This is a genomic window from Salipaludibacillus sp. HK11, from assembly GCF_047795645.1.
In the GTDB taxonomy this organism is placed as follows: Bacteria; Bacillota; Bacilli; order Bacillales; family Salisediminibacteriaceae; genus Salipaludibacillus.
On the sequence record NZ_CP181045.1, the window covers coordinates 2,960,851 to 2,987,517 of the forward strand.

Annotated in this window: 16 protein-coding genes and 1 pseudogene; 1 reads left to right on the plus strand and 16 read right to left on the minus strand. The window is 37.6% G+C overall.

Translation table 11 applies throughout. The features are described 5' to 3' along the window. Window positions 1–12: 12 nt before the first annotated feature. The 4 genes and pseudogenes from ACM26V_RS14270 to ACM26V_RS14285 all read right to left on the minus strand — a co-directional run bounded on the left by ACM26V_RS14270 (window position 13) and on the right by ACM26V_RS14285 (window position 4,655). A pseudogene (locus ACM26V_RS14270) lies at window positions 13–1,331 on the minus strand (arabinan endo-1,5-alpha-L-arabinosidase). Beyond that, window positions 1,331–2,191, minus strand: a complete 861-nt coding sequence (locus ACM26V_RS14275) for a carbohydrate ABC transporter permease (protein WP_416147386.1) — start codon at window positions 2,189–2,191, stop codon at window positions 1,331–1,333. Before ACM26V_RS14275 ends, ACM26V_RS14270 begins: the two are co-directional and overlap by 1 nt. Window positions 2,192–2,207: 16 nt before the next feature. Continuing rightward, window positions 2,208–3,149 carry a carbohydrate ABC transporter permease gene (locus ACM26V_RS14280; RefSeq protein WP_416147387.1) on the minus strand — a complete coding sequence of 314 codons (942 nt, stop codon included), beginning with the start codon at window positions 3,147–3,149 and terminating at the stop codon, window positions 2,208–2,210. Window positions 3,150–3,245: 96 nt separating this feature from the next. Continuing rightward, a complete protein-coding gene (locus ACM26V_RS14285) occupies window positions 3,246–4,655 on the minus strand; it encodes an ABC transporter substrate-binding protein (protein ID WP_416147388.1) in 1,410 nt (469 codons plus the stop codon). Window positions 4,656–5,091: 436 nt separating this feature from the next. Here ACM26V_RS14285 and ACM26V_RS14290 point away from each other — a divergent pair, with 436 nt between their 5' ends. Further along, a complete protein-coding gene (locus tag ACM26V_RS14290; RefSeq protein WP_416147389.1) occupies window positions 5,092–5,739 on the plus strand; it encodes a YesL family protein in 648 nt (215 codons plus the stop codon). Between the two features lie 314 nt (window positions 5,740–6,053). On the opposite strand, the gene ACM26V_RS14295 is transcribed toward ACM26V_RS14290, so the two are convergent. The 12 genes from ACM26V_RS14295 to ACM26V_RS14350 all read right to left on the minus strand — a co-directional run bounded on the left by ACM26V_RS14295 (window position 6,054) and on the right by ACM26V_RS14350 (window position 26,635). Next, window positions 6,054–6,692 (minus strand): YesL family protein, encoded by a 639-nt coding sequence (locus ACM26V_RS14295; protein WP_416147390.1) that lies wholly within the window; start codon window positions 6,690–6,692, stop codon window positions 6,054–6,056. A 47-nt stretch (window positions 6,693–6,739) separates the two neighbouring features. Continuing rightward, window positions 6,740–7,318, minus strand: coding sequence for a hypothetical protein (locus ACM26V_RS14300; protein ID WP_416147392.1), 579 nt, complete (start codon window positions 7,316–7,318; stop codon window positions 6,740–6,742). 22 nt (window positions 7,319–7,340) lie between these two features. After that, a complete protein-coding gene (locus tag ACM26V_RS14305) occupies window positions 7,341–10,157 on the minus strand; it encodes a glycoside hydrolase family 3 C-terminal domain-containing protein (protein ID WP_416147393.1) in 2,817 nt (938 codons plus the stop codon). Window positions 10,158–10,486: 329 nt separating this feature from the next. Then, window positions 10,487–11,836 carry a GH1 family beta-glucosidase gene (locus ACM26V_RS14310; protein ID WP_416147394.1) on the minus strand — a complete coding sequence of 450 codons (1,350 nt, stop codon included), beginning with the start codon at window positions 11,834–11,836 and terminating at the stop codon, window positions 10,487–10,489. Between the two features lie 141 nt (window positions 11,837–11,977). Beyond that, window positions 11,978–14,296: an alpha-xylosidase gene (yicI, locus tag ACM26V_RS14315; protein WP_416147395.1), complete on the minus strand. Its 2,319-nt coding sequence runs from the start codon at window positions 14,294–14,296 to the stop codon at window positions 11,978–11,980. Window positions 14,297–14,382: 86 nt separating this feature from the next. Beyond that, window positions 14,383–16,101: an ABC transporter substrate-binding protein gene (locus ACM26V_RS14320; RefSeq protein ID WP_416147396.1), complete on the minus strand. Its 1,719-nt coding sequence runs from the start codon at window positions 16,099–16,101 to the stop codon at window positions 14,383–14,385. A 90-nt stretch (window positions 16,102–16,191) separates the two neighbouring features. After that, entirely contained in the window at window positions 16,192–17,100 is a 909-nt protein-coding gene (locus tag ACM26V_RS14325; protein WP_416147397.1) for a carbohydrate ABC transporter permease, read from the minus strand. Between the two features lie 14 nt (window positions 17,101–17,114). After that, window positions 17,115–18,077 carry an ABC transporter permease gene (locus ACM26V_RS14330; RefSeq protein ID WP_416147398.1) on the minus strand — a complete coding sequence of 321 codons (963 nt, stop codon included), beginning with the start codon at window positions 18,075–18,077 and terminating at the stop codon, window positions 17,115–17,117. A 272-nt stretch (window positions 18,078–18,349) separates the two neighbouring features. Further along, window positions 18,350–19,888, minus strand: coding sequence for a response regulator (locus ACM26V_RS14335; protein ID WP_416147399.1), 1,539 nt, complete (start codon window positions 19,886–19,888; stop codon window positions 18,350–18,352). A 93-nt stretch (window positions 19,889–19,981) separates the two neighbouring features. Then, entirely contained in the window at window positions 19,982–21,766 is a 1,785-nt protein-coding gene (locus tag ACM26V_RS14340; protein ID WP_416147400.1) for a sensor histidine kinase, read from the minus strand. A 249-nt stretch (window positions 21,767–22,015) separates the two neighbouring features. After that, the gene (locus ACM26V_RS14345; RefSeq protein WP_416147401.1) at window positions 22,016–24,394 is read right to left on the minus strand and encodes a glycosyl hydrolase family 95 catalytic domain-containing protein; all 2,379 of its coding nucleotides are present in this window, start codon (window positions 24,392–24,394) and stop codon (window positions 22,016–22,018) included. 219 nt (window positions 24,395–24,613) lie between these two features. Continuing rightward, window positions 24,614–26,635 carry a beta-galactosidase gene (locus ACM26V_RS14350; protein ID WP_416147402.1) on the minus strand — a complete coding sequence of 674 codons (2,022 nt, stop codon included), beginning with the start codon at window positions 26,633–26,635 and terminating at the stop codon, window positions 24,614–24,616. Window positions 26,636–26,667 lie beyond the last annotated feature (32 nt).

Sequence of the window (26,667 nt, forward strand, 5' to 3'; positions counted from 1 at the left end):
ATAAGTTTTTAACTATTCTTTGGTTAGCTTTTTTTTAAAGGAAAAGGTAGTTCCACTTGAAAGTCTGCCAGAAAGAAGCCATGTAGACTGGTCTAAATCCCAATCCCACCCAATAAACTCAATACATTTTAATGTGAGTTTTGAATGAATAAGTGATCGATAAGTAAGTGTACCACCTTCGCTCTTTATGAATTGAAACCGCTCTTTGTCAAAAACAAGCTCCTCATTGGATACACGATCAAGTAAAATAGATTCGTGGATACCACGATGAGCTTTATCAAATAAAAAGCCTTCATACAATCCTTTTTTTGAAAGATTTATTTCTACGCAATCTGATATGTTTTTATACCTCTCGATAGCAACGGTTGGCCATCCATCTGACAGCCACTTCAATTCCCTAACATGAAGGGAAAAAAGATCTTTTTTATTTAATTGTCTCGCATGGTGGACAAGAAAAGTTTTCTCCCCGTCCTGCAATATAGAATTATGTCCTGGAGCCATCCACCCTGTTTCATCTGAAAAACGATAACTCGAAAGAATTTTCTCACCAACTTGATCTGCAAGCTCTTCCGAATCATCTGTCATCAATAAACCTTGCGAATCAACATAAGGTCCTTCAATTGAACGAGATCTCCCAACTCGAATGTGATAATTCGAGAAGAGAGAGTCGTAAGAAACAAATAATAATAATTGTGTTCTGGATAGTAAAAGATATAAGGTCCTTCCACTGCACCTTCACGAGTTTGGTGATCTCTCTTTGCTATACACGTTCCATTTACTTCAGAGATAGATTTACCTGTCGATCGATCTAGTTTTTTTACATAAATTCCATTGAAGAAAGATCCGTAGCAAAGATAAGGATCTTTTTTCTTATCAAAAACTATATTTGCATCAATCGCATTTGGTCCTGATACACCATGTTCAGTCTTCACGATTGCTCCTCGATCTTCCCATGGACCATCAATAGAATCACTCGTAGCAAGACCAATAAATGATTGGTTTTTTCCAAATTGAGAGGCACTATAATACAAGTAATATCGGTTATCCCAAAAAGCCACTTCTGGTGCCCAAAGGCCTCGAGCTTTTGTCCAAGCATATGCTTCAGTTGGAACACCCTCTAATGCCGTCCCTTGCCAAGTCCAATGAACAAGATCTTTTGATGTTCGAACTTGACAGCCTGTTGGCATTGAATATGGATTAGAATGTGATTTTGTGTCCGTTGAAAAGATATAGTATTGACCTGAGCTCGCTTTGAAAATAGATGGATCGTGACAATTATAGCTCCCCCAATCTTCCGGATTGCTAGAGAGTGCCCCTTCCCGTTCCTCCATTATCCTTTCACTCCAGTCATGGTAATTCCTTCAATAAATTGTTTCTGTGCAAAGAAGAAAGCTAATAATGTTGGAATTAGCGCTAAAACAGAACCTGCCATGATTAGACCCCAATCAGATGTATAATAACCGCGGAATGATGCAAGAACAAGTTGTAAAGTAAAGTTTTCTGGAGAATTCAAATAAATTAATGGTCCCATAAAATCGTTATACCCTGCTAGTAATCCAAGAATTAACTGGGTAACAATTGCCGGTTTCGCTAAAGGAACCATGATAATTCGGAAGATACCGAAGTAACTCAGACCATCAATTTTAGCTGCTTCAATTAAATCATCCGGAATTCCCATAAAGAACTGTCGTAAAAAGAAAACCGCCATTGCAGCACCAAAGAATCCAGGTACCATAAGTGGAAGGAAAGTATCTAACCATCCTATCGTACGGAAAAGGATAAACTGAGGAACTAATACAACAATACCAGGTAACATCATTGTTGCGATAAGAAAGAAAAATAACTTATTCCTTCCAGGGAATTTCAATTTTGCAAATGCAAATGCAGCCAAAGCAGCTGCGGTAACACCAATAAACGTCGTTGGTAAGATGATAATCATCGTATTCATAAACCCTCGAACGATATCCGATTCTCCAAAAATTCGGACATAGTTGTCAAAAGTCGGACTGCTCGGAATAAATTCCGGAGGCATCGTAAAAATATCCCCTCTATTTTTTAAAGAAGTAGAAATCATCCAGATGACCGGAATAGCCATAAATAATCCACCAATAGTCAGGAAGATGTAAGAGAATAATTTTTTTACTTTCCTTACTTTTTCTTTACTTTGATACCAATTTTGTTGATCTGCCATGTCTCTCCACCCCTTTCTAGTAATGAACCCATTTTTGGGCTACTTTAAAGTTAATTAATGTAATGATCAGTATGATAATACCAAGTAGCCAAGCCATGGCTGAGGCATATCCCATTTCCATATAACTAAAGGCATTGTTATAAATATAATAAACCACGGTGGTAGTCGCATAGTTTGGTCCACCTTCTGTCATAATCATAAACCTTTGGAAATCTTGCAAAGCACCAATTGTTGAAGTAATTAATATGAAAAACGTTGTTGGTGAAATTGAAGGGATTGTTATGTAGCGGAACTTTTGCCACCCATTTCCTCCATCGATATCCGCCGCTTCATATAATGCTCTATTAACACCTTGCAATGCTGCCAAATATAAAATCATGTTAATACCTAGACCACCCCAAATACCTTGAATGATCAAAGCAGGCATCGCCCATGTTTCACTCGTTAACCAGTTAGGTCCATCAATTCCGATGTAACCAAGACCGATGTTTAATAGTCCAAAGTCTGCATTAAAAATCCATCGGAATAAAAGTGTGACTGCAACGACTGAACTTACTGCCGGGAGAAAAAATGCTGTTCTAAATATAGATATCCCTTTAATTTTTTGATTAAGGGCCAAAGCAATCCCTAAGGAAATGACCATCCCCAACGGAATCCCTATTGCAGCATAAAATGTATTAATAATTGTTTTCCTAAAAAGAGCATCTTCAAAGAATAGACGTTGATAATTATCTGCCCCAATCCAAACGGGATCATTATACAAATCAAAACTAGTGAAACTTACGTACACAGAATATAGTATCGGTAGAAAAGCAAATAGCACAAACCCAATAATCGGGGGAGCTATAAATAGGTAACCCCATGTGTATTCTTTATTCCACTTTTTTTTCTTATTAAATGGAACTTCAGTTCCAGTATTTAACGGTTTGTCTTCGTTTGTTGAAGTATTCCCGGCCACGGATCTCACCTCTCCTTGCATTACTTTTTATTACGAAAATATCGAGGGGTTCTATCCCCCCGATATAGATATTTAATATATTTTATTATGCATTAATTAATCTCTTTCTTCTAACTCTTTAAGTTCATCATCAAGTTCGATGTCTTCATCAATATGCAGTTGAAGATCTTCCTCTGTTACTTCTTCACCAAAGATTTCAGGGTTTCCAGCTTCAAGGAACGCTTGAACGTCAGGCTGTATTTCATTTAACACTTCTTCAGCTGTTCTTTCACCATTCCAAACATCGCCTAGGTTTTGATTCAATTCATCTAACCAACGGTTATTCGGAGTGATATTCCAAGGTCCAGGTCGTTGCGTTTGCGCTCCGATAATAAAAGCTTCCGCATTCGCCGGTTTTTGATCTGGTTGAAGAAAGACATCTGTTTCTGCTAATGACTCATAAGTTGGAATCGCAAAGCCTAGTTCTGTTTGAATCTCTTGACCACGATCCCCAGCTAAATACTCAACTAATTTAAATGAAGCTTCTGGAAAATTAGTTTTTTCATTAATTGCATAACTTACAGAACCTGACCAGTTTGTCGAAATCCCTGTAGGCCCTTGTGGCATTGGAGCTACATCCCAATCAAAGTTCATTTCACGATAATCTGGAACCATCCAACGTCCTGCCATGTTCATGGCTATACGTCCAGTTTCAAACATTTGGTCTGCATTCATTGCATCAAGTTGATGCGAATTCGGAGCTACTCCGTGAACATTTGTTAAATCAGCAACAAATTGCATTGCTTCAACACCTTCTTCTTCATGAAGGATAAACTCTGTTAGATCTTCACTAAGGAATTCTCCCCCATTTGACCATACAAATCCTTCCCACCAGATAGGTCCAAGGCCAAACTGGTCATCACCAGATAACGCTTTAGCTTTTTCTAATAACTCGTCCCAAGTCATTGGTTCAACTGGGTCTGGATATTCAACTCCAGCTTCATCAAAGAGATCTTTATTATAGTAGATAGCAGATGGCCCGATATCTTTTGGTAGCGCATGCAAATTACCTTGTCCACGACGAGTACCATCCCATCGATAACGATCGAGTGCTGTATCCCACATGTCGTCAAGGTCAATCGTACTTTCTTCAGCCATTTCTTGGATGTCTAAAAACAACCCTGCACGTGCCCACCCACCAAAATCTCCATCTGATGCGAATACAACGTCAGGTGCTGTTCCGCCTGCTAGCATCGTATTCATTTTACCTGTGTAATCATCCGGAATGTGTAACAGATTAACACGAATATCTTCATTCTCTGCTTCAAAGTTTTCGACTAATTCTTCCATAACTCGTAATTCCGCCGGGATTCCCCAAGTTGAAAGACTAATGTGTGTAACACCGTCTTCATCAATCTCACTATCCTCGACACCACCGGTACTACCTCCACCACAAGCAAATAATAATGCTGTTGATGCTGCAACCATTGAAAATACGCTGATTTTCTTCTTTAAAATATTCATCATTGACCTCCCTTAAATCTTCATATTTATATTTATTTTACAGAAAGGAACCCTTTTTATTATTCCAGAAAGGAGGCCTTCCGTGTAATCAAGTAAACTATAGGTTAATAAATTCATTAATCAATTCGAAAAACATTAACTTAATTATATTTAGATTAAGCATTAAAGTCAATGCTATTTTTAAAAATAATGTAAGCGAATTCTTAGATTGGTTATTCTTTTGTCATAATTACCATACAGCCTAACATTTCAACATGAATGCGCTTTTATTTTTTATTTAATTTCTCCAATATAATGTAGATAGAATTGTTAAAAATACCCCTCACTATATTAATAGCTTCGTTTAGATTAAGTAAACAACAACATTTACATATTTGTAAATGATATAATTGGATGGTAATATAAAAATAGAATCGTGTACTTAAAGGAGGTGTTTTTTATGGATCAATCCAATCCCTACTCAGGCATCATGCGCATGGCGGAATGGTTCGTTCGTTTTACATATATAAATGTTCTTTGGTTCATCTTTACACTATTTGGTGGTATCATCTTTGGAGTCATGCCAGCTACATCAACAATGTTTTCTTTGTTTCGAAAGTGGTTCCGAGGAGAAGATGATTTCCCTGTGTTTATGACTTTTTGGAAAGAATATAAAGCACATTTCAAAATATCAAATTTTATTTGCCTTCCCCTAGTAGCTATCGGGATCTTTTTGTATCTTGACTTTCTTGTATTAATTAATCTCTCACATTGGATTAGTAACCCTTTGCTCGTTATTCTTGGAATGTTAGGATTAGCATTTTTGTTTATCGCCATTAATATTTTTCCAGTTCTTAGTCATTTTGAGTTATCCTTTAAAGACTACTACAAGCGAGCTTTTTTAATAAGTTTAGTACAACCTTTCCGGCTATTATTCTTAATATTTACAAACATCTTAATCGCTTTATTAATTTTCACTTTTCCAATTCTCTTTCCTATTTTAGGGATCAGCCTGTTTGGAGCCGTTAATATGGGTTCTTTCTTAATAGGATTTCGAAAAATCGAAGCGAAGCAGCAAGGTTTAAGTGTAGACACCGCAAAAGAATGAACACTAGTTTTTTAAAATCATTATGGTCTGTCTCTTTCTATTTATGAATCCTTTCAATCTTGTAAAATAAATTCTCTTAATTGGAAGGAAAACTTTTACTTATTTCTCTCCAAGCGAGCTCGACATTAACGTACGGCATAGAAATGAAAACTTCACAACAAGCCTATGTGCAACAAAGGCATCAATCAGAATAAAATATCCTTCTTTAAAGAGTTATATTATTGCGATTAAATAGAAAATCCTTTTACTAAAAAACGCCTTTCGGATATCGAAAGGCGCTTTAATATTTTATTGTTGCAGCTATGATTTTTTCGTTAAGTTGTTTCTAATGTTTCCTTCTTTTTTTCAATTCTATGCAAAGCCATTAAAGTACACCACATGCTGAACGTTGCCACACCACTTCCTAAGAAAAACATCGTTAGACCAGGTAAAAAGTTAAATACATAGTAAATTCCAACGATTCCAACAGCTAAGAAAATAATAATGTGTGGACTAATCAAAGCGATAAAAAAAGCGTGTTTAAAGTAGTGAATAAACTTTAAATCATAATGTACATAAATAGGTAGAATGATTAAGGTAATCGCGATATAGCAAATTGAAATGAGTATTAACCCGACAGAAAGGGCGCTGTGAATATAGCCATCAGTCGTTCCCAAATATAAATAATCAATATATAGAATAAACCCCACTACACCAAGAACGAATCCTAGTAAATTGGACTTGAGAAACTCTTTTTTAAATGCGCGATAAAATGTTTTGAAAATTGGTATGTCATCTTTTAATAATAACTTTCGTACGACAGTAAACATCGCAACCGTTGATGGCATGAAACCTAATATGATAAGTCCTAGAAAGGTGAACAAGAACCATAGTAAGTTAATATATGCCAATTTCATTACCCAATCAGCAAGAGCGTATAAAGGGGTATCCGTCATACTTTTCGCCATATTCATCACCCTCTCCCTACCAAGTTAACTCATCTCTAATTATCCTATCACTATTAATTAATCGCTTCTAACAATTCCAAGCCAAATTGATTTATATACCTGTCTGTCATCATCACAGCAATGAAAGATGAGGAATGATTTACTTGGATATCTTGCAAAAACTGCGATTCGTTATCTAATGGAACGGCATAAATATGCTCGTCTCCTGTATCTTCATCAATGGCAAAGTATTTATCGTCAATACCACCCCTTGCAGACTCTCCATCAACAACCGAGTCTAACGGGTGTAAAATGACCGGATCAAAAATAATATTATACATATAGTCGTCTACTATATAAATATCTCCATCGCCTGCAACCATTTCAATCGTTAATTTCTCAGCAGATGGGAGGAACATATGAACTTCCACCGTCTTATCATCTGAATCTGAAATACTGTCAAAATAGGCATCGATGTCATCATTTAAATCCAATGGTAATTCGGTAAAGAACATGACGTCTAATGTATTAGGATCGTCATTGTCTGCACCACATGCAGATAACGTTAGAAATGAGCATAAAATAATTGTAACCACCATTGCTTTTTGCAATCTGCCCCAACTTTTGCGGTATTTCATTTCGATTATATTCATGAAACACCTCTTTTGTTTTACGTTAATATAATCGCAACCAACTTAATTTCACATCGCCTTTCATGACGACAAAGATATTTTGGTTGCCTTTCACCTCAGTTAAATTACTTGTAAGCTGTTGCCAAGTTTCAGAAGAATTGATTGTAATTTTAGCAATTAATGTTCCCTCTTCGCTTCCAACTCTTATCTCCACCAGTCCAGCAGATCCTGAGTTTGTGTATGCGGTCGCTTGAAATTTAGTTGTTCCCCCGCCAAGTGCAACGTCGTGAAACGCAATGTAACCACCTTCTTGAGTCGTCCGCACACAATAGGTCTTTCCTTCAGCTTCATCTAAAATTACTTGGTGGTAATCATCATAATTTATTGCTTGAACCCCATCACTTAGCAAACGTGGTGGAATCACCTCTCCAGCAACTTTTAACACCGCTTCTGTCAAAATATTTTCTGCAGACCTGCCGATCATGATCGTGTAAGCACCTGACTCTACACAATACTTGTCTCTTGTCACATCCCACATTTCCAACTCAGAAATAGCTAATGTAAATTCGACCTGTTTACTTTCTCTGGGCTGTAAGGTAATTCTATTAAACTCTTTAAGAGTTTTCAGCGGACGTTTCACTCGTGATTGATTAGCTCTAACATATAGTTGAACCACTTCATCGCCTGTAACAACTCCAATATTTTCTACTTCAACAAATACGTTCACTTCATCATTCGAGCCAACTTTATTCTTACTTAACTTCACATCACTATACTTAAATTCAGTATAACTTAACCCATGACCAAATGGATAGAGGACTTCGCCATCAAAGTATTGGTATGTTCGTTTCCCTTTAATGATATCGTAGTCCTTAATGTCTGGAAGTTGAGCTATCGACTTATACCAAGTCATACTTAACCGACCTGCAGGGTTGTAATCACCAAAGAGAACATCAGCAACGGTCGAGCCTAAATCCGGTCCTGCATGAGATGTGTAGATAATTCCCGGTACATGTTTATCACACCAATTAACCGCGTATGGATAACTGCTTACAATTACGACAATCGTATTAGGATTCACTTCCTTCACAGAACGAACAAGCTGTTCTTGGGCAGGTGGTAGTACAATATCGTCGCGATCAACTTCTTCCTTTCCGTTAATAAAAGGATTGTTTCCGACAAATACGACCGCTGTATCCGCTGCTTCCGCTACATTCATTGCTTCTGAAAGTCCGTTTACGACGATTTCTAATTCGAATTGATCTGTGACGTCTGTTACTTCACCTTCCTCTTGAACGTATAAAGGTTTATCTTTCAGCGCACAGATTGGTTTCCCATTCCACGATTTTAATACTTGATTCATTTCACTATCTTCTTTTTCAAAACTAAATTGTTCTTTTACAAACCATCCACGTGCTTCATCTGCCGTCGCTGTTAAGGCTTCGTCTCCTGCAGTAACGAATTTACCTGTCGATAACGACTTAAGTGTTTGACTTCCCCAACCCCAATCAGTCATTTCGAATAGTTCTGCTTCTTCCGCTAGAGCCTTATTCGCTATCAAAGCTTGGCCGTTCGATTCATCTATTCCAATATAGTGTCCGGTATTCTTTGAACGAATGCGTACGTGATTACTTCCTTTTTTCAAAGCGATGTCTTTGCTTTCAATTTTTTCATGAATACCTTCAAAAGGAGTCACTTTATATGGTGCCGTTCCGCTATACCAATCAATATACACCTCATCTGCTAACGACCCAACAACTGCAACAGAACCTACTTCTTTACTTAATGGGAGCAGACCATCATTTTTTAACAAAACCATTTGCTCTTGTGCTGCCTGGTAAGATAATTGCTGATGTTCCGGGGCGAGTAGCTTTGATTCTGGTATATGAGCATAAGGATTTTCTTCAGGGTCAAATTCACCTAATCGAAATCTAACACCAAACGCGTTTTCTAATGCTTTGTCTAAATCACTTTCCGCCAATATCCCTTGATCAATAGCATCGTGCATCGCTTTGATTGAATCATCAGCATCATCCGTAATGCTATCGATACCACTTCTTATCGTCTCAGCCAACGCTTCGGAATATTTCTCATAATAGTGATGATCTTTAACAATACCTAATACATCGCCTGCATCACTAACGATAAAACCATCCATTCCCCACTCGTCTTTAACAATTTCCTGAACATATGGATGTAAAATTGCTGGTGTTCCATTAATTGAGTTATACGCAGTCATGATTGACTTGGCCTTGCCTTCTACAATCGCTGGTTTAAAAGCCTTCAAATAATATTCATACATGTTTCGCGGGTCAATACTAGCTGAACATGAACCGCGATCCACTTCATTATTATTTCCGAGGAAGTGCTTTAAAGTTGCTACTGATTTAAAGTAAACAGGATCATCACCTTGCATTCCTTTTACCAATTCTTTCGTTAATTGTCCAGTTAATTCAGGGTCTTCACCATACGCTTCTTCCGTTCTTCCCCACCTTGGATCACGTTCCATGTCGACTGTTGGCGCCCAAAGCGTTAAGCCATTGATAGCAGGATCCTTTTGAAAAAATACCCTTGCTTCATCACCAATCACTGTTCCAATTTTTTTCATTAACGAAGGATTCCAAGTATGTGATAGACCGATATTTTGCGGGAAAACCGTCGCCTCACCTAACCAAGCAAGTCCATGAGCCGCTTCAGTCCCTTGTTTGTAAGCTTTCACTCCAAGCCTAGAAATCTCTGGTTGATGCTGCATCATTAATTCAATTTTTTCATCTAGCGTAAAACGGGACACAAGATCCCTTGCTCTCTCCTCAAATGATAATGCTACGTTTTGAAAACGATATTTATTCGTTTCAATCAAAATAATCTCTCCTTTTATATCAATACTAAGTGTATTTCCATCCTACAATAATGAACGCGCTTTCAATACCCTCCGTATTCTTGCAAAAATCATATAATAATTATTGGTTAGTTAGTTGTGGTTTGTTGCTTTGTTTCCTTGTCTTGCTCATCTATGGGCTCAAGTCGTTACAATCTTGTGACATTTCTTTTCGAAAGCAGCTCGCTATGGGGCACATGAGGCAACTCGGTGTTACCTTTCTCCCCGTAATTCCCCATCAATGGTCTCAAACGATTCAAAAGGACGATCGCTCACGATCGCCCTTCGTAACTACCTATCTTATTCTTTGCTCATTCCGTCGACTCAAACCAGCCATTTTTGGCAATCCTTTGATAATAATAAAAACTATCTTTTTTCGTCCTTTCAAGGGTTCGAAAGTTAACAAACACCAAACCAAATCGCTTACTGTAGCCTTCTGCCCATTCAAAATTATCAAGCAGTGACCAAGCCATGTATCCCTTAACGTTAATTCCGTCTGCTATGCTTCGGTGGATTTGAATTAAATGTTGTTTTATATAATTCGCGCGTCTCTCATCATAAACACGTCCATTAACCGGCTCGTCATTAATACAAGCGCCATTTTCAGTAATATACACAGCGATATCCCCATATTTCTCCTTTAAGTAGTGAAGAGATTCATATAACCCTTTTGCTTCGATCGGCCAACCAATATCCGTTCTTTCAAATCCCATATCGACTTCTTCACTTTGTAACAAACCAGCACCTTCATTAAATCGATTCACGCTAGCGGCATAATAATTGATCCCAAGGAAGTCAATTGGCTGAGAGATTACGTCCATGTCACCTTCTTCGACAGGAACTTTCACACCTTCTTTTTCGAACCAATCAAGTAGATTTCTAGGATATTTTTTGAAGTAAATTGGATCAGTAAACCAGTCACCTGTCCATGCAATATTCCGTAAACACGCCGCTTTATCTTCAGGACTACTTGTATACGGAATCGCCCATGTCATATTTGGCGCAATTCCAATTTCACCCCGGTAACCTGAATCTCGATATTCCTTCACTGTTCGTCCGTGAGCAACAAGCATATGGTGAGCAATATTTGTTGCCAGTTGAAGGTTTTTGTTACCAGGGGCGTGGATTCCTAAATAATTTGACAAATAGGAAGCACACCACGGTTCATTCAATGTGATCCACGATGATATTTTTCCATCAAACTCTCGAAACATCGTTTTTGCATAACACACATATGCATCAATTGTCTCGCGATTATTCCAACCGCCCTTATCTTCCAAAGCTTGTGGTAAATCCCAATGGTAAAGCGTACAGAATGGTTCAATTCCATTTTCAATCAAGCCATCTACTAAACGATGATAATAGTCTAATCCCTTTTGGTTCACTTCACCCGTACCATTCGGAAAAATCCGTGACCACGAAACAGAAAAGCGGTATGTCGTCACTCCTAGTTCTTTCAACAATGCAATATCTTCCTGATAACGATAGTAGCTATCACAAGCTACATCACCCGTATCTCCACGAAAAACATTACCTGGTTTCCTTGAAAAGGTATCCCATATAGACATCCCTCTGCCATCTGTATTGTACCCACCTTCTATTTGGTAAGATGCTGTAGCTGTTCCCCACTTAAAATCGCTTGGAAATTGAAACATACTCATAAAAAACACCTCTTTCTTTTTATTGACTATGCTAGAAAAACAGTGGACGCCTCTTCTAAAACAGAAAGGTTCCCCTGCCAAAACCTTAAATGGTCTTTTGGGAGAACCTTATATCATTATTCTCATGATATAATTTCAGTCTTACAGAGATAACTTAAAGCCTTTCTGAAGATCATCCGGCGTGATTTTCACCCCTAAGGACGTCTTCTCTACTGTTGCCTCATCGACAGAAGCGGTTGTTTCTAGCCCTCTGAATACAACACTCCAAGGTTTCGATGGTTGTTTGTTTAACGTCACTGACAACGTTTCTGCTTGTTTCGTTACTGTCACAGTAAATTCTTCGTTTCCTTTAACATCTCTAACAGTCGTCGTTGCGCTATTGTTCAACTCAAACACATGCAATTCAACATTATCTGCAAAATCATAATCCGGCTTCGTATTTTCCGCTCCAATTGCAATAATCGAATTAGGACGTACAAAAAGCGGCATACTCATATAATCATGTTTCTCCTTGAACCAACTTTCACCTTCAACTGTTTCATTTGTAAAGTAATTCGTCCAAGTACCTGTAGGTAAGTAGTACGAGACAACACCATTGTCACTGAAGACGGGGGCCACTAGTAATGAATCTCCAAACATATATTGTCGGTCTAAAAAGTCACACGTTGGATCATCAGGGAATTCGAGTAACATCGCTCGCATGATCGGTAGTCCCCTCGTAGACGAATCAACCGCTGATTGAAAGATATACGGCATCAACTGACACTTTAATTTCGTGAAGTGCCTAACGACATCAACGGATTCCTCGTCATATAGCCATGGGACGCGATACGATTTACTTCCATGAAGCCTACTATGGCTCGAAAGCAACCCAAATGCGGCCCAACGCTTATATAAATCAGCTGGTGCTGTACTTTCAAACCCACCAATATCATGGCTCCAATAGCTGAAACCGGATAGACCTAAAGACAACCCGCCACGAAGGCTTTCCGCCATTGATTCGTACGTTGCATTACAATCTCCACCCCAGTGGACGGGGAATTGTTGGCCACCTGCCGTGGAAGAACGCGCAAACAATGCCGCTTCTCCCTTCCCACGTTTATCTTCCAATAATTCAAAGACATTCTGATTGAATAAAAATGAATAGTAATTGTGCATTTTTTCTGGACTCGATCCATCATAGTAAACAACATCTGTTGGAATTCTTTCACCAAAGTCCGTTTTAAAGCTATCTACACCCATATCAAGTAATTTCTTTAAGTGCCCGTTGTACCATTCACAAGCCTCAGGGTTGGTAAAATCGACAATACCCATGCCCGGTTGCCACTTATCCCATTGCCATACATCCCCATTTGCTTTCGTTAATAAATACCCTTGTTCCACTGCTTCATCAAAAAGATGAGACTGTTGCGCGATATAAGGATTAATCCACACACATATCTTCAACCCTTTTTCTTTTAAACGTTTGAGCATTCCTTCTGGATCCGGAAAAACGTTTTTGTCCCATTCAAAGTTACACCATTTTAATGCTTCCATCCAAAAACAGTCAAAATGAAAGACACTTAATGGTAAATCTCTTTCAGCCATCCCATCGACAAAACTATTGACTGTATCCTCATCATAATCCGTTGTAAAGGATGTTGTTAGCCATAAACCAAAGGACCAAGCAGGAGGAAGTGCGCCTTTACCTGTCAACGTTGTATAGTTTTCTAATACATTTTTCGTTGTTTCTCCGCCAATTATAAAATATTCTAATGATTCTCCTTCAACACTAAATTGCACTTTGGATACTTTTTCTGTGCCTACTTCAAATGAAACATTTTCCGGGTGATTGACAAAAACGCCGTAGCCTTGGTTAGATAAATAAAAAGGAACGTTTTTATATGACTGTTCGGAGCTTGTTCCACCATCCTTATTCCAGGTGTCTACGACTTGACCATTTTTCACAAACGGTGTAAATCTTTCCCCGAGACCATACACGTTTTCTCCTACGGTTATATCTAGTTCATCTCGCATATATGTATGATTATCGGCATCTGTCACATGGGCCATCCCTTTAAACCCACTCCCCGTTATACGTTTATCTCCTTGGAGAAAGTCGACTCCCCAACCGTTCAGTTTATCGATTTCTACAGCTAGATTACCACTTTTAAACGAGACATTTTTATCGGTTTCTTCTATATTTATTGCTACGTTTTCTTGTTGATTAATTGAGAATTCTGGATTTTGTTTTTTTCTGCCCTTATGATGTACCACTTGCACTTTTATAACATCTTCCATTGGCGATGAATAAGTGACCGTGAGTAGCGGTATATCAAGTTGTGCGCCTCTCGTAGTGACATCTTTTGGTGCGGCAAGAACAGTTAATGACTTCTCATGATGGGCAGCACGAAATAATTGGACAGGTGTTATGAGATCAAAGCCCTCTCTAATTAACCAATTTCCATCTGTAAACTTCATATTTGTCAAAGCTCCTTTTTTTAAAGATAGGACCCTATGACATACACAGGGTCCATCTCTTTTTAGTTTTCATTGGCACGAAATTATTACTCGTCTTCGCCCCACAATTCAATCCTGTCTTGAATCAACTGATTAAATTCTTCTTCCATCTCATCGACACCATGACCTTCTAATTCATCCATAAAGCGATCATACACTTCATCAAACTCATCTTCGTCTGCTAAAATTGCTTCTGGAATTCTCGTCATCATCGTATCTTGCGCTCGTTGGAATGGAACAGCAATTGGTGAATCAGAACTCCAGTTAATTTCCCAACCAGCACCCCAAGGTTTAACAGGGAACTCATCAGATGATGGGAAAAGATCAGCCCACGTTTCTGCACCGTAATTCTCTAACACTTCTTTTTCTTTGGCAGTGTAATCATCAATGACTGTTTCTGGTGTATTGATTGTAATTGGTTGTCCGTCTGAATCAAGTACACCATCACCATAGTTCGGGCCATATGCCGTAAACACATTTATTCCCGTTCTCTCATCAAAAGTCGTGTCTGAATTACGTTCTTCACGTTGCTCTTCTGTTAAATAACGATTTCCTTCATCGTCGTACTGGTAATGCTCTCCTTCAATTCCCCAGTTGTTTAGAATTTGCGATTCTTCTTTTGCCATCCAATCAAGAAATTTGATTGCACGAACTGGATTTGGGTTATCAACAGTGATTCCGATTCCCCATTCTGCAAGGTAACCAGCTTCTTGCATATTCGCATGCTTAAACGAATCGTCTAACGTTACAGGATAAATCCCGTGCATTCTCTCTTGTTTTCCATCTTCTCGTAAGGCAGTTTGTGAATCACCAATCGACCAGTCAGCATCAATCATTCCGAGAACACGTCCGGAAGATATCTTAGAAATGTACTGATCTTCTTGTTGCACAAAACTCTCTGGATCTAATAACCCTTCGTTGTTCATGTGATTTAACCAACGGAAGTATTCACGCTCTTCTGGTCTACGATAGTGTAATGTTGCCTCTTGCGTTTCGTAATCAATATACCACTCACCATCATCTGATCCACCCGTTGCAAAGAATGCTGGGTTTGTAACTGAAATCAACATTCTCCAATCATCAGCAAGTAGCGATAATGGGATTGTTGGTTGCCCATCAATTTCAGGATACATTTCATAGTATTCTCTGATAGCGTTCTCAAAATCTTCTACTGTATTAATTTCAGGGTATCCTAACTCTTCCACAACAGCGTGCTGTAACCAAAAACCGTTTCCTGGATTCCAATATTCTTGATCAACACCGTTTGTTCCCAAGAAGTAAATCGCATCATCATCTTGGCTCCACGTCATTCGATCTAAATAATCACCATATACTTCTTGAATATTCGGTCCATGCTCCTCAATTAATGGTCGTAAATCAACCATCGCTCCAGCATCAACCATTAGCCCACCGTCACCTTTCGGCAAAATAAAATCAGGATAATCACCACTTGCAGCAAATAAAGAAATTCTTTCTGCTGGATCACCTAGGGCGAAATCTGCCTCTAACGAAACACCAGTTTCTTCTTTAATAATTTGACCTACTTGACTTTCCATGCCGTTCCAACTAGGATTGTCATCGGCCGCAAACAATGAAAATTCTATCTCTTCCATATCAGCTAGGTCATTTCCTTCGCTGTTCACCTCATTATTATCATTTTCATTGTTGTTCGTAGATGACTCTTCAGAATCACTACATGCTGCGGTGAATAAAAGTAAACTAAACATGATTAATACTCCAATAAACTTCATGTACTTTCCACTCATTCGTAAACCCTCCCTTTAATTATGAAAAAAGCTCTAGCCATTTTATATAAACAGGTATTACCTGCCAGGTTCTACCCGTTGATATCGAGATTATTTCACTGCTCCAAGAGTCATACCCTTCACAAAATATTTTTGTAAAAACGGATAGACCATTAAAATCGGAACAATCGTGACAATCGTAATTGCCATTCTTACGGATTCAGGAGAAACTCTGTTTGATTGGGCTGCGTCTCCTCTAACGGAATCCATCCCAGCTCCCGCCGAAGTAGATGTGTTCTGTAATATTTTCATTAACTCATACTGTAGCGTTGTTAATGCATCGTTTGCGCTATTGTAAATATACGTATCAAACCACATATTCCATTGCATCACTGCAATAAACAAAGCTATCGTCGCTAATACCGGCTTACAAATCGGTAGAATGATTCTCCAGTAGATTGTAAAATCATTTGCTCCATCTATTTTAGCTGACTCTTGTAAAGCATGCGGTAAACCGTCCATAAAGGAACGTATGATAATGATATTCCAAGCACTTACTAATAATGGAACAATATAAACAGCAAATGTGTTAATTAGCCCTAAATCACGCATTAACATGTACGTTGGGATTAACCCTCCACTGAAAAACATTGTTAATACGATCGCGATCGAAACAAATTTTCTCGCTTGAAAGTCTTGCCGGCTTAACGTATAAGCAACCATTGAACAAGCAGCTAAACCTAGTACCGTTCCGATTACTGTCCTTAATACAGAGTTTATAAAACCTCTAATTAATGTGTCATATTGCATAATTACATGATAGTTTTCAAGTGTGAACTCTCTAGGAAAGATGTGAATCCCACCACGAATCGTATCTGTTGATTCGTTGAATGAAATCGCTAAAACATTTAAGAAAGGGTAAAGCATGATAACCACAATAACAGCCATTAATATATAGTTACCGATATCAAACATTCGTTCCGGTAAGGTTACTCTATCTAATTTGATTCTTTTTTTCATTTTTTTCACCTCCGCTACATTACGCTTGTATTGGACATTCGTTTAAATAATCCATTAGCAAGCAATAGTAAAATAATACTTACCATCGAATTAAAGATCCCAAGTGCTGTACCATAAGAATAATTCCCCATGCCAATACCGTAATTTAATGCGTATAATTCAAGTACTTCTGAATACTCACGAACGAGTGAGTTTCCAAGTAGAAGTTGTCGTTCAAATCCGATACTAATCATATTACCAATAGATAAGATTAAAATAACCATAATCGTTGGTCGAATACCTGGAAGTGTAATGTGCCAAATCCGCCGCCATCTGTTCGCACCATCGACTCTTGCAGCTTCATAAAGTTGAGGATCTACACCCGCCATAGCTGCCAAGAATATGATCGAGTTCCATCCCATCTCTTTCCATATATCTGCTCCAGTTACGATAACCCAGAACCAATGCCCTTGAGCCATAAATTGTATTGGTTGATCAATTAAGTTGAGACCTACTAGGACGTCGTTTACAACTCCACCATCAGTAGATAACATTTTCGTAACGATCCCTGCAACAACTACCCAAGAAACAAAATGGGGTAAATACGAGATCGTTTGAACGGATCGTTTAAATATTGAGTCTTTCAATTCATTTAGTAATACTGCAAATAGAATTGGAATTGTGAAACCTACAATAAGTAACATCAAACTCATCACGAGAGTATTTCTTAATACGAGATAGAAATGTGGATCTTGAAATAATTCAATAAAGTGCAAAAAACCTACCCACTCTTGCTCTGTAAAAGCTCTTCCAGGGCGATAATTTTGAAAAGCCATCGTCCAACCCCATACTGGGAGATAATTGAAAATAAATACCCAGATAACAAATGGAATCGACATAAAATAAAGAACTTTTTGATTTTTCATCGTTTTCCAAAAGTTTCGTTTATTTTCTGGAATTACTTCTGTTGGGTGCGCTTTCTTTTTTTCTGTTTCCACGTCAGTCCCTCCCTTTCCACAGTTCTATCATAGCTAGTTTTTAACTGATTAAATACCTAAATGATTAATACTAAAATCATATAATAATTGCACAGTGTATCCGATTACATGCTATTCATATAAGGAATTATCTACTACATTGACAAACAAAAAGGCTGTCACAGAAAGGAAATTTCATTCTGTAACAGCCTTTTAAATTGTAATTTTACTCCAACCAAATGAAAACGAATTTTAGGGTATAAGATCATTTCGAATCGATATTAATAGACAAATTATTCTACCATTGATTTACGATTATTTCTTCGATAAACGGATGGTGATACTCCGACATATTTTTTAAATTTACTATGAAAATAATCGACGTTATTATATCCGACAATTTCTGCTACTCTATATACTTTTAACCCTTCTATTAAGAGTTCCTTTGCTCGTTCAATTCGAACCTTATCTAGATACGTATTAAAATATTCACCTGTATATTTCTTAAATATCTTACCTAGATATGCACTATTATAATTAAATAAATCAGCTAATTTATCTAGTTTTAAATTTTCATCGTATCGTTGGTCTATTAGAACTAATAATCTCTTTAACTGATAGTCTGTATCAGCAGAATGCTCAAATTCAAGATACACTGATTTAACTAAATTGCTCACAAAATTTTGCAAATCAATAAGGTTTCTTTGTTGATAAACCTCTAAAACTTTCTCAATCTGGCTAGTAATATATGCCTCCTTTTCTGGTTTTGATTTTAGTAACTTATTTAAGACTGTTGTCAGTGCGTAGACATAATAATTTTTAACTTCTTCTTCTGCATAAATATCTTCTGCGACATACAATATATCAGATACTGTTGTTTCTAATGTATCATTTATGCCAATATCCAATGCAAAATATAACTTATCAATGATTACGTTCATTTCTGTATTTCCATTTATTGAAGGTTTAATCATTTCCTTCCCTTTCAATAATAATGTATCTTTCGGAAAGAAAAATTTAGTTTGAATCAGTTTTGTTGCCTCAGTATATGCATCACTTATATCAACGATTTGATCAACAGCGCTTCCCAAAGCAGCCGTGAAATTCACAAAGTAGGAATCGATTATGCTCTTCATTTCTAGAAAAAGTAAATGTCTTGCCTTTTTATTGTTCATCGTACTTTTCATAAGAATTCCAAGATAGGCTTCATTCACAAAAACGATGCCCTTTTTCTCGGTTTCAACGACTTTTTTTATATCCTCTTTTATTGTTAATAACATCGACTCAGGTTCACTGGTTTCTTCTAACCTCAGTAATAATACTTCATATTGATCCCATCTTAAACCATACTCTTCAGTCAGCGATAATATTTTAGTTTCACGATTCTCTGTTTTTCCAAGAATTGATAATATAAACAGTTCCCGCTGTCTTTCTTTTTCATTAACAGTTAATTGGTTAACTTCGTTTTGCTTCTTCAATTGCTTTTCAATTTTAACCAAATAATCTACCAATTCCGCTTCATCGATCGGCTTTAACAAATAACCAGCAGCATTTCTCTGAATTGCTGTTCTTGCATAATCAAAGTCTGCGTATCCACTTAATATTAGACATTGAACGTCATTATCCATTTCTTGAAAATTCCGTAATAATTCAAGTCCACCCATCCCCGTCATTCTAATATCAGAAATAACTAAATCAGGGGACAATTCCTTGTATTTATCTAAAGCAGAGTAACCATCTTTCGCTATACCCACTACTTCAAATCCATATTCTTCCCACAGAATGATTCTTCTTAAGCCTTCTCTAACTGTTGGCTCATCATCGACAATCAATACTTTGTAGATAATCTCACCCCTCCCATTTTTATTTAAACTCTGGTACAGCTCTATGTTGTTAACGAAGACATTTTAACTGTGCTCAACTAGTTAATTCGCATCCTTTATTGGTATATAAAAAGATATACACGTTCCTTTCGAATATTCACTATCAATGACAAGCCCTTTGCCAGTAGCATAAGTTAACATGATCCGTTCGTGGACGTTTCTTAAACCAATACGATTTTCCATCTCATCTCTTTGTGATTGTAGTGACTTATAAATCTCCTCTTTTTTTTCTTCCGTAATTCCAATACCGTTATCACACACTTGGACAAGTACTTCGTTATTCACTAAATGGGTTTTAACCGTAATGATTCCAGCTTCAGTCTTATATTCCAAACCATGAATGACAGCATTTTCAACAAGAGGTTGTATACTGAGTGGTGGTAGTTTAATATTCTCCGATTTCGGATCGATGTTCAATACATATTCTATCCGATCTTCAAATCGAAAATTTTGTATTTCCAAGTATGCCTTTACCATCTCAATTTCTTGCTTCAACGGAATTACACCGCCACCTACTTCTAAACTTATACGTAATAATTTCCCTAATCGTTTAACTGCTTGGGCTATTTCCTTTTCGCCATTTATATGGGCCTTCATTCGAATTGTTTCTAATGTGTTAAACAAAAAATGAGGATTAATTTGACTCGCCAACATTTTAAACTTAATTTCATCTTGCCGTTTTTCTAACACCCTCTTCTCGTTATTTTTTTGTTCAACTTGATCTAACAACTCTTTAATACTAATTGTCATCGTATTAAACTGATCCGAAAGTTGACCAATTTCATCGCTCCCCTCCAGTTTTGGACTGCTAGATAAGTCTCCTTTAGCAACTTTACGAATATGATTACTTAACATCGAAATCCGCTTAGATATAAGGTGAGAAAAACTGTAAATTAAGATAAATGCGACAAGAAAACTAATAGAAATAATGATGACCCCTAACCGGCTCAACCTATTTGCATCTTCAACCATCTCTGTATCACTAATCGTTGAAACGATTCTCAAATCATTTAAACTGTTTTCAACTTGAATACTATCAACAATAATATGCGAAGGTTCGTCAAAGACAACATCTTGAAATGTTCCTAACTCACCATTTGTGATAACCGACGAATATTCATCTTCTTCCAAATTCCCACCTATTAATTCAGCTCTATTAGCAGCAACAATATTATTTTGAGGGTCTACAATCATTGTCGGTTGCGTTTCTTGTGATAAAATCCAATTTAAATAAGAACTATTTACATCAATAACTAATACGCCAAACGTCCCAAACCCGAAAAAATCTATCACTCTAGTCAGACTCAAACTACGATTTTCACTCAAACCATTTTTAATATAATTCCAACCCATTTGACCCTTCCCTGCCAATGTTCTTTGATACCAATTCATCCCTTCTATTTCGTTTGTTATCGGAACAAACCTCCAATTATTCAACATCGAATCGTTGTTATAATAGAAGCGAATATCTGATATTTCTGAGTAACTTCGTTGGTAATTTTGCAAAACTGGATAGTTCTCATAGGCAACAACAACTTCATGTGTGGAATCATATTGCCGATTCACTAAATCCTTTAAGCCTTGATCTAAGAGCATATAATTTGAAACATAGACCGAGGGAGAAATAGCTTCAGAAATTTGCGTCTTAACCCTTCTCATGTTCGAATGAGTTTGTTCTAATTCTTTATCTAACGCCATATCTCGCAATTCATAAGTTAAAAATATGCCAGTGATTAATACAGGCACAAACACAACAACGATAAAAGATATGATAAGTTTAAGCCTTATGTTCATATTATTTATTAGATTAATCACATATTTTTTCATTAGCAATTCTCCATATAATTTTTTCACTTTTGTATAAAACGCTTACAATAAACAAAAAAACTAAAGCCATCCATTTGTATTTCTATCTTGCAAAAATTTTAATATAGCCTCCATTTCAGCATAACATGAAAATATGAAATTCGAATACTGGAAGTATTATCTTAAAAATCATGTAATTATTAGACATGCAAAAGTGTTCAACAAGGTTACTGTTAGCCTAGTTGAACACTTTTTAGATAGGAGCTCTAGTCAAGCTATGACGATATCTAGATCAATCGACTTATTTGATTCCAAAGTAACTAGTGCTCTATCGTCATTATTCACAACGAGTCTTTTATTATTTGCGGCTATTATTTCTGTGATTCCTAACTTTAAAGATACTTCTATTTGTTGGTCCTTACCTGACCTCAATGAAACTCGAACTGATTTCTGATCTAAATCCCACTCTAGTTTTTCGACAGTTATTTGCCCTCTTCCAAGAATGCCAGTAATCGATCCTTTTTTAATTTCACTAGGAAGCGCTGGCAACAATTCCAACTCGCCCGGATACGTATAAATCAACATTTCCATCACTAACGTAGGCAAGCTACAATTGGCATCCACATTGTAAATCTCTCTTCCTGGATTATGCGATGTTACTAAACTTGAATGAATATAGTCACCTTCAAGTAAAAACTTTAAATTTCCCAAAACTAGGTTGGCATTTTTTTGACGAGCTGCAACGATCCCACAATGCATCACACCATGAGCCGAATCATTTTCACGTTCTCTTTTTAGTAAAGCAATTTCGGCAGCTTCAAACAGCTTAGGCGTCCCCTTTGGTGTGATTTCATGACCGGGCCATACAGGATAGAGGTGAGAGATATGTCGGTGATCGTATTCATCATGCAAATCCTTATGAATCCACTCTTTTAAAGCGCCGTCTTCGTTGATCATATAATCTGGTAATTTTTCGATCATTTCTGTCCACTTGGCGAAATTCTCCTGCTCAATCTGCAAATCTTGACAGCTGCTTAATAAATTTGTGAATAGCTCCTTTGCTGCAGCAATATCCATCGTTGCATTAATCGTAGCTTGGCTCGATTGCCAACCTTCAGCTAGAAGGTCATCCGAAATAACCGGTGTGTTCTCAGGGGAATACGAAGGAATAAACATCACCTTTCCGTTTTCATCATACTCCTTTAAGAAATCTTCATAGAACAAGGCTATATCTTTCATGAGTGGCAAAGCTCTCTCAATAAAAAACTCACGATCACCGCTAATTTGATACCATTCAAAAAAGGGCATCACTAACCACTGGGCAGCCGCAGTCCAAAATCCTAACGGCCAATCCACGTTAAAGTGCGTATGGATATTGTGATTACCATCTGTACGAGATCCTGCTAGAAAACCACGACAACCGTACATCGTTTTCGCATTAATTTTCCAATCCGGTGAAACTTTCTCAATCAGTTTAAAATACCCTTCCAATGCTTCACGCATATTACCAATTGCCCCACCAGAAACAGCTAGATTAACGTTCGCATCAGTTGTAAAATCGCCACTCCATGGCGGACGCCAATCGCCCGTCCAAAGGCCAACTAAATTCGGTGGATAATCTCCCGAAGCTGAGATAAACACATACCGGCCCATATCAAACATCTTTTGTATTAAGCGTTGATTTAACCCCTCAGTCTTTTCAGCAAATAACTCCTCTGTGGTTACATCCATCTTCTCCTCTTCACAAATCGAAAATGTCATTCTGCCAAACATCTCCCCATGCTCTTTCACATGGTGTGACAATAGCTCCTGGTAATCGTATGTGTCGGACAATGATTGAAGCATTTCTTTTAAAAATGTAATGACATTACCGATATCATGATCATAGTCATTAACAGGTGTAACCTTTGTTAAAATGGTCACTTCTTTTGCATCTCTAAAAATAATTTTTTCACCTTTAGCAGTGGCGGTACCTTCTCCTTTTACTACGACGAGAGAACTACCCACATAACCTTTTTTTGTTTTGGCATAATCGCAAGTAAAGGAGATGAATGCCTTGTCCGTAGACACTATGTAGTCTTTTGCAGCCCCTTCAGGTACAAGGTCATCAATCTTCAGTTCTCCGTTAAATGCTTCGTTTCGAGATGACGACATATGGAGAATCTTGACGTCATGCGTGCGAGAAATAAATTGTTTTCTTTCGATTTTACCTCGTTCGTCCGTCCAATGCACACTGACTTCACCTGTTTCAAAATCAACCGTTCGCATGTAGTCCTGAATTTCTCCACAGTCTTCAAGATTCAATTTCAATGCATACGCAGGGTGATAAGCATCTGTAAAAAGCAGGGAATGTCCCGATTTCCCGGAGAATAAAGCTGCCGCATCTCGAAATCTACCATTTTTCATCATCGTTCGAATCTCATCTAAGTATGGAAATAAATCATTATTTTGCACGATCTCATCGTGATGTGGTTCATACAATTTTTCATGATTCAAAACGATCGTTTCTTTGAGGGGGTCTCCGAAAACAAGCGCCCCAATTGTCCCATTTCCTGTAACTAATGCCTCCTGCCAAGATTCGGCTGGATTTTTACTTTTAAGCCCTCTCGAAGGTGAAGGTATATGTGTCATATCTCGTTGATGTGTCATCTTAATCTCCTCTCATTTAACATTTCTATCAGTTTATGAAAACACTTTCATAATAACACAACCAAAATGAAAGAGTACCTAGTTAATTATTGATTTTATTAGTGAATAATTAGCTATTAATACCTATCGAAAATATTTCCTCGGTAAAAAAGACGAAGCATGAGTACCCCCAAGGCTTCGTCCTCCTTTTATTGTTATTTAAAACGACTCGTTTTAGTATTACTTTTCTAGAATCATAACCCCATGAGCTTCAATCTTTACAGAACCTGACACTTTTTCATTTGTCAGTGCATTTGTCGAGACTTCATTTATATCAACTATCTCTTCTTGATCATTATGATTCATTACAAATACAAACGTTTTATCGTCTTTACTTCTTGCAGTTGCTTCTACTCCACTTGGCGTCGTCATTAAAGGTTGAATCGATTTATCTTCACAGATCGTTGAAACTAGCTCATTTACAAAACCTTGTTCAGCACTAGAGCCTACATAAACTGCATTACCTTCACCAAATTTATTTGATGTCACGACAGGCGTTCCTTTATAGAATTCCGAACCATATTCTGCAATGACTTCGGCACCTTCTGAGTGAATAATATCGAATAACAAGTTGCAATCATATTGTCCTTGTAAACTTCCCCACTTGTCTTTCATAACAATCTGATTTTTTCGACTCGGATCTAATGCATCAATCTCTTCTACCCAAATACCGAGTAGGTTTCTAAGTTCACCTGGATAACCACCAAGCGTCACTTTGTCATGTTCATTTACGATTCCACTAAAGTATGTCGTGATAAATGTTCCACCGTTTTTCACATACTCTTCAAGTTTTTCAGCATAACCTTGTTTCACCATATACAGAACTGGTGCAATAACAATATCATACTTACTCAAATCTTCCTCAACACTAACCATATCAACTGGAATATTCTTTTCGTACAAAGCTGCATAATATTTATGAACTTCGTTTACATAGTCTAATGAAACCGACGGTCCACTTGATAACTCAATTGCCCAGCGATTTTCCCAATCATAGACTATGGCAACTTTAGCATCTACTCGCGCATCCAGTAATGAATCTGATAAATGTTGTAGTTCCTTCCCAACCTGACCTGTTTCATTGAAAACTCTCGTATGTTCATGACCAACGTGTTCGATCACAGCTCCATGGTATTTTTCACAAGCACCGACAGATCTTCTTAATTGGAAAAACATCACCGTATCAGCACCGTGCGCTACCGCTTGGTAACTCCACAACCGCATCACACCAGGACGTTTCAATGAATTATAAGGCTGCCAATTTTGTTGACTTGGCGTTTGTTCCATCAACATAAATGGTTGCCCACTCTTCAACCCACGCATAAGATCATGTGTCATCGCCGTCTGACTTACTGGAGTATCAATGCCAGGGTAACTGTCCCAGGAAACAACATCCATTTCTTTCCCCCATTTAAAGTAGTCCAATTCCGGATAGAATCCCATTAAGTTCGTTGTAATTGGAAGATTTGGTGTATGCTTTTTCAGTGCATCATGTTCTAATTTATAACAATCTAACAAGCTATCGGACTGGAAAATACGATAATCGAGCGATATACCTTGGAAAGCACTGACATTTCCTTCACCTTCTTCACTGAGTGCGTTAGGTGGGACGATCTCATCCCACTCATAAAACGTATGACCCCAAAACCTTGTGTTCCACGTGTCATTTAGTTTTTCTAAAGTTACGTATTTCTGCTTAAGCCAACGTCTGAAGTTTTTTGCACAGTTTTCACAATAGCAATATCCGCCATATTCATTTGATACGTGCCAAATTAGCACTGCTGGATGATCTTTGTAACGCTCGCCCAGTTTGTCTGCCATTTTCTCTGAAAATTTTCGATAGGTTGGACTGTTTGGACAAGAATTATGTCTCCCACCAAACGATCGCTTACGCCCATGGAAATCAACCCTTAATACATCCGGGTATTTTTTTGCCATCCAAGCAGGGTGAGCCGCTGTACTCGTGGCTAAACAAGTATAAATACCATTCTCATAAAGTCTGTTTATATGGTCATCGAGTCCAGTAAAATCATACGTGTCTTCATCCGGCTGATTTAAGGCCCATGAAAAGACATTGAGTGTAGCAACATCGATCCCCGCCAATTTAAACATACGAACATCTTCGTCCCAAGCACCCTTGTCCCACTGTTCCGGATTGTAGTCTCCACCGTACCAAATTTTCGGTAATTTACTATTTATCATGTACACCATCCCCTTCAATATAATTATAAATA

Excerpts from the sequence above, each read along its gene's own strand:
- ACM26V_RS14275 (WP_416147386.1), bottom strand. The coding sequence starts at position 2,191 with ATGGCAGATCAACAAAATTGGTATCAAAGTAAAGAAAAAGTAAGGAAA.
- ACM26V_RS14285 (WP_416147388.1), bottom strand. The coding sequence starts at position 4,655 with ATGATGAATATTTTAAAGAAGAAAATCAGCGTATTTTCAATGGTTGCA.
- ACM26V_RS14290 (WP_416147389.1), top strand. The coding sequence starts at position 5,092 with ATGGATCAATCCAATCCCTACTCAGGCATCATGCGCATGGCGGAATGG.
- ACM26V_RS14295 (WP_416147390.1), bottom strand. The coding sequence starts at position 6,692 with ATGAATATGGCGAAAAGTATGACGGATACCCCTTTATACGCTCTTGCT.
- ACM26V_RS14300 (WP_416147392.1), bottom strand. The coding sequence starts at position 7,318 with ATGAATATAATCGAAATGAAATACCGCAAAAGTTGGGGCAGATTGCAA.
- ACM26V_RS14310 (WP_416147394.1), bottom strand. The coding sequence starts at position 11,836 with ATGAGTATGTTTCAATTTCCAAGCGATTTTAAGTGGGGAACAGCTACA.
- yicI (WP_416147395.1), bottom strand. The coding sequence starts at position 14,296 with ATGAAGTTTACAGATGGAAATTGGTTAATTAGAGAGGGCTTTGATCTC.
- ACM26V_RS14320 (WP_416147396.1), bottom strand. The coding sequence starts at position 16,101 with ATGAGTGGAAAGTACATGAAGTTTATTGGAGTATTAATCATGTTTAGT.
- ACM26V_RS14325 (WP_416147397.1), bottom strand. The coding sequence starts at position 17,100 with ATGAAAAAAAGAATCAAATTAGATAGAGTAACCTTACCGGAACGAATG.
- ACM26V_RS14340 (WP_416147400.1), bottom strand. The coding sequence starts at position 21,766 with ATGAAAAAATATGTGATTAATCTAATAAATAATATGAACATAAGGCTT.
- ACM26V_RS14345 (WP_416147401.1), bottom strand. The coding sequence starts at position 24,394 with ATGACACATCAACGAGATATGACACATATACCTTCACCTTCGAGAGGG.
- ACM26V_RS14350 (WP_416147402.1), bottom strand. The coding sequence starts at position 26,635 with ATGATAAATAGTAAATTACCGAAAATTTGGTACGGTGGAGACTACAAT.